Below are 3,066 nucleotides of genomic sequence, written 5' to 3'. Positions count from 1 at the left end.
CACCGGCGAAGATCCGGCATTCCACGCTGGGGATGCCGTTCGAGTCCTCACCCGCTCGCCGGTGGGTCATTACCGCGTCCCCACTTACCTCCGCGGAAAAAGGGGCACGGTGGAGGCAATCATCGAGCCGCCTTGGATGGACAACGAGGAGGAAGGCTTCGGCCGAAACGCAGGATCGAAGCGCCACTATTATCGCCTTGCGATCCCGATGACCGAGGTTTGGAGCGACTATGTCGGCTCACCCCGGGACGGGATCCACATCGAGGTTTTCGAAACCTGGCTCGAGAAGGAACCCCGATGAGCGAAGGCAACGTTCACGATCACGCTCACCACGAGGGCTCGAATGCCGCTGATGATGAGATGCCCGGCTATTTCGCGATCATGGAAGCGGCGGTGGAGGAGCTTCTCTTCGAACGCAAGCTGCTCGAACCCGCAGAGATCCGACGTCAGATCGAAGTGCTCGACACGCGCAATGAGGCGCTCGGTGCGAGGGTTGTCGCGCGGGCTTGGACCGACCCCGCTTACCGGGAGCGGCTCCTCGCCGACGGGAAAGCCGCGTGCGAAGAACTCGGCATCAGCTTCTACGACGAGACCGGGCTGATCGTTCTCGAGAATACCGAGACCGTGCACAACCTCCTCGTCTGCACCTTATGCTCCTGCTATCCGAGGCCGGTCCTCGGGCTCCCGCCAGACTGGTACAAGCAGAAACCCTATCGCGCCCGCGCCGTGTACGAGCCGCGCAAGGTGCTTGCGGATTTCGGGACGATCATTCCCGAGGATGTGGAGATCCGGGTCAGCGATTCCACCGCGATGGTCCGGTTCCTGGTTCTTCCACAGCGCCCACCCGGCACCGAACATTATGATCTCGGCCAACTTGAGGCGCTCGTCACGCGCGATGCAATGATTGGTGTCGTGCGGGAACTGGATGCAAGCAGGGGGAGCAGAGCATGATCAGGAGTTTGCCCCTGGTGGCGAGGCTTCCGAACGACATCGGCGGGGCACCGGCTGATAGGATCGACTGGTCCGATCACGAGCTTCAGCCTTGGGAGAAAAGGTGCCACGCTCTCGCCGACGTTCTCGACTTCCACAAGATCATCAACACGGAAGAGAAACGGCGCGGTGTTGAAGCGCTCGGCACCGAGATGATCGGCAAGCTGAGCTACTACGAGCGCTGGATCGTGGTGTTCGCGAACATCCTATTCCAGAAGGGAGTGCTCACTCCCACCGAGCTGGCGCTCAAGATGGACGAGGTGGAGGCGCGCTTCGTCTCCGGGGGAAGCGCTCCGGCAGCCAAAGCCTCAACGTGACCTCGCTGCAGAGCAGCCGGGCCATTTTCGGCCCACTCGTCGTCACGAGATCGAGTCCGCAATCGCAGAGCAAGTTCCGGCTCGCCCTCGTGGTCCTCACGGTGGCGCTGCTCAACGTGAGCGGTTGGATCTGGGCGCTGGCGGCGTTCCACGGGATGCCGGTACTGCTCGGGGTTGCCCTGCTCATTTACGGCCTCGGTCTCCGGCATGCCGTGGACGCCGATCACATCGCGGCCATCGATAACGTGACCCGAAAGCTGATGCAGGAGGATAAGCGGCCGGTCGCGGTGGGCTTGTTCTTCGCGATCGGCCACTCGGCCCTGGTGATCCTCGTAACGGTGGCAATCGTCCGTACCGCGGCGAGGCTCGAATTGTTCGAAGCTTATCGGTCTGTCGGCGGCACGATCAGCGCCGCCGTCTCGGCCTTCTTCCTCCTGACCGTCGCGATCATGAATGGAGCGATTTTCCTCTCGGTTTACCGGGTGTACCGTAGAGTAAGAGCAGGCGTTCCGTTCCGCGAAGGCGACCTTGATCTTCTGTCCGATGGAGGGGGGCTGCTTGCCCGCTTTCTCCGGCCGCTGTTCCGCCTGATCTCGGCAAGCTGGCACATGCTGCCGCTCGGCTTCCTGTTCGGCCTGAGCTTCGACACCGCGACCGAGGTCGCTCTCTTCAGCCTATCGGCGGCCGAGGCTGCGCGCGGCCTGCCCTTGTCCTCGGTGATCGTCCTCCCGATCCTGTTCGCTGCCGGCATGGCGCTGATCGACACCGCCGACGGGCTAGTCATGTTGAGGGCGTACGAGTGGGCGTTCCTGAAGCCGATGCGGAAGCTCTACTACAACATGGTCATAACCTTCATCTCGGTCGTGGTCGCCCTCTTCATCGGCGGCATACAATTGCTCGGGCTCATCGGCGATCGCTTCGATCTTGAAGGCAGCCTCTGGAGCCTCGTCCGATCCCTTGGCACCAGCTTCAACATCATCGGCTTCGCAGTCGTCGCGATCTTCATACTGGCCTGGATTGCGTCGCTCGCGATCTGGAGGCTGAAGGGCCTCGATGGGAGAATTGACGCGGCAGGGGCGAGCTGATGGGGGACCTGCGCATCCTCGGCTTTGCCGGCAGCCTCCGCCGCGCATCCTATAATCGGGCTCTCCTCCGTGCCGCTCGTGAACAGGCACCCGATGGGATGATCATCACCATCTTCGATCTCATCGACATTCCGCTCTACAACGGGGATGCAGAGGCGAGTGGGGAGCCTCCCGCGGTTGCGCGTCTGAGACAGGAAATCCGCAGCGCCGACGGCATCTTGATGGTCACTCCCGAATATAATCACGGAGTCCCGGGCGTTCTGAAGAACGCGGTGGACTGGTGCTCGCGGCCGCCGCAGGACGCAGCGCTTGCCCGCAAACCGGTCGGCCTGATGGGAGCTTCCCCGGGATCGACCGGAACGGCTCGTGCGCAAAGCCAATTGCGTCAGTCTTTCGAGTTCACGAGTTCCTACGCGATGCCGCAGCCCGAATTCCTGATGGCGAGGGCGAATGAGAAATTCGATGCCGAGGGGAAGCTGACTGACGAGCCGACCCGGCTTTTCCTCCAGAGGTTCCTCCGTGCTTTTGCGGACTGGGTGCGCCTCTTTGGGCCCCGTTAGGCCGCGGGTGTTTCGACCCGTCGAACCGCAAGCCCCGGCTGCGGGGGAAGCTCGCGGCCATCCAACCCCTGCCGGCATCCGCAGGTGGAAGTCCTTCCTGGGCCCGGGCCTGAT

Annotated in this window: 5 protein-coding genes; all 5 read left to right on the top strand. The window is 62.7% G+C overall.

Annotated elements, in window-relative coordinates; translation table 11 throughout:
* Positions 1-301: SH3-like domain-containing protein (locus tag VF662_RS02640; protein WP_464137384.1), on the top strand; the 301-nt coding region annotated here is incomplete at its 5' end.
* Positions 298-951 (top strand): nitrile hydratase subunit alpha, encoded by a 654-nt coding sequence (locus tag VF662_RS02635; protein WP_464137383.1) that lies wholly within the window; start codon positions 298-300, stop codon positions 949-951. The genes VF662_RS02640 and VF662_RS02635, both read left to right, overlap by 4 nt.
* A complete protein-coding gene (locus VF662_RS02630; protein WP_464137381.1) occupies positions 948-1,307 on the top strand; it encodes a hypothetical protein in 360 nt (119 codons plus the stop codon). Before VF662_RS02635 ends, VF662_RS02630 begins: the two co-directional genes overlap by 4 nt.
* Positions 1,304-2,392: a HoxN/HupN/NixA family nickel/cobalt transporter gene (locus VF662_RS02625; RefSeq protein WP_464137379.1), complete on the top strand. Its 1,089-nt coding sequence runs from the start codon at positions 1,304-1,306 to the stop codon at positions 2,390-2,392. The genes VF662_RS02630 and VF662_RS02625 overlap by 4 nt, the downstream gene beginning before the upstream one ends.
* Positions 2,392-2,952 (top strand): NADPH-dependent FMN reductase, encoded by a 561-nt coding sequence (locus tag VF662_RS02620; RefSeq protein WP_464137378.1) that lies wholly within the window; start codon positions 2,392-2,394, stop codon positions 2,950-2,952. Before VF662_RS02625 ends, VF662_RS02620 begins: the two co-directional genes overlap by 1 nt.
* The last annotated feature ends 114 nt before the right edge of the window (positions 2,953-3,066 follow it).

The sequence above is a fragment of the Allosphingosinicella sp. genome, assembly GCF_036387215.1.
In the GTDB taxonomy this organism is placed as follows: domain Bacteria; phylum Pseudomonadota; class Alphaproteobacteria; order Sphingomonadales; family Sphingomonadaceae; genus Allosphingosinicella.
Note: the sequence above shows the minus strand (reverse complement) of the source record. Positions and strands in the feature narration are given on the sequence as shown.

What these genes read in the sequence shown, in the direction of transcription:
- VF662_RS02635 (WP_464137383.1), top strand. Translation starts at nt 298, where the DNA reads ATGAGCGAAGGCAACGTTCACGATCACGCTCACCACGAGGGCTCGAAT.
- VF662_RS02630 (WP_464137381.1), top strand. Translation starts at nt 948, where the DNA reads ATGATCAGGAGTTTGCCCCTGGTGGCGAGGCTTCCGAACGACATCGGC.
- VF662_RS02620 (WP_464137378.1), top strand. Translation starts at nt 2,392, where the DNA reads ATGGGGGACCTGCGCATCCTCGGCTTTGCCGGCAGCCTCCGCCGCGCA.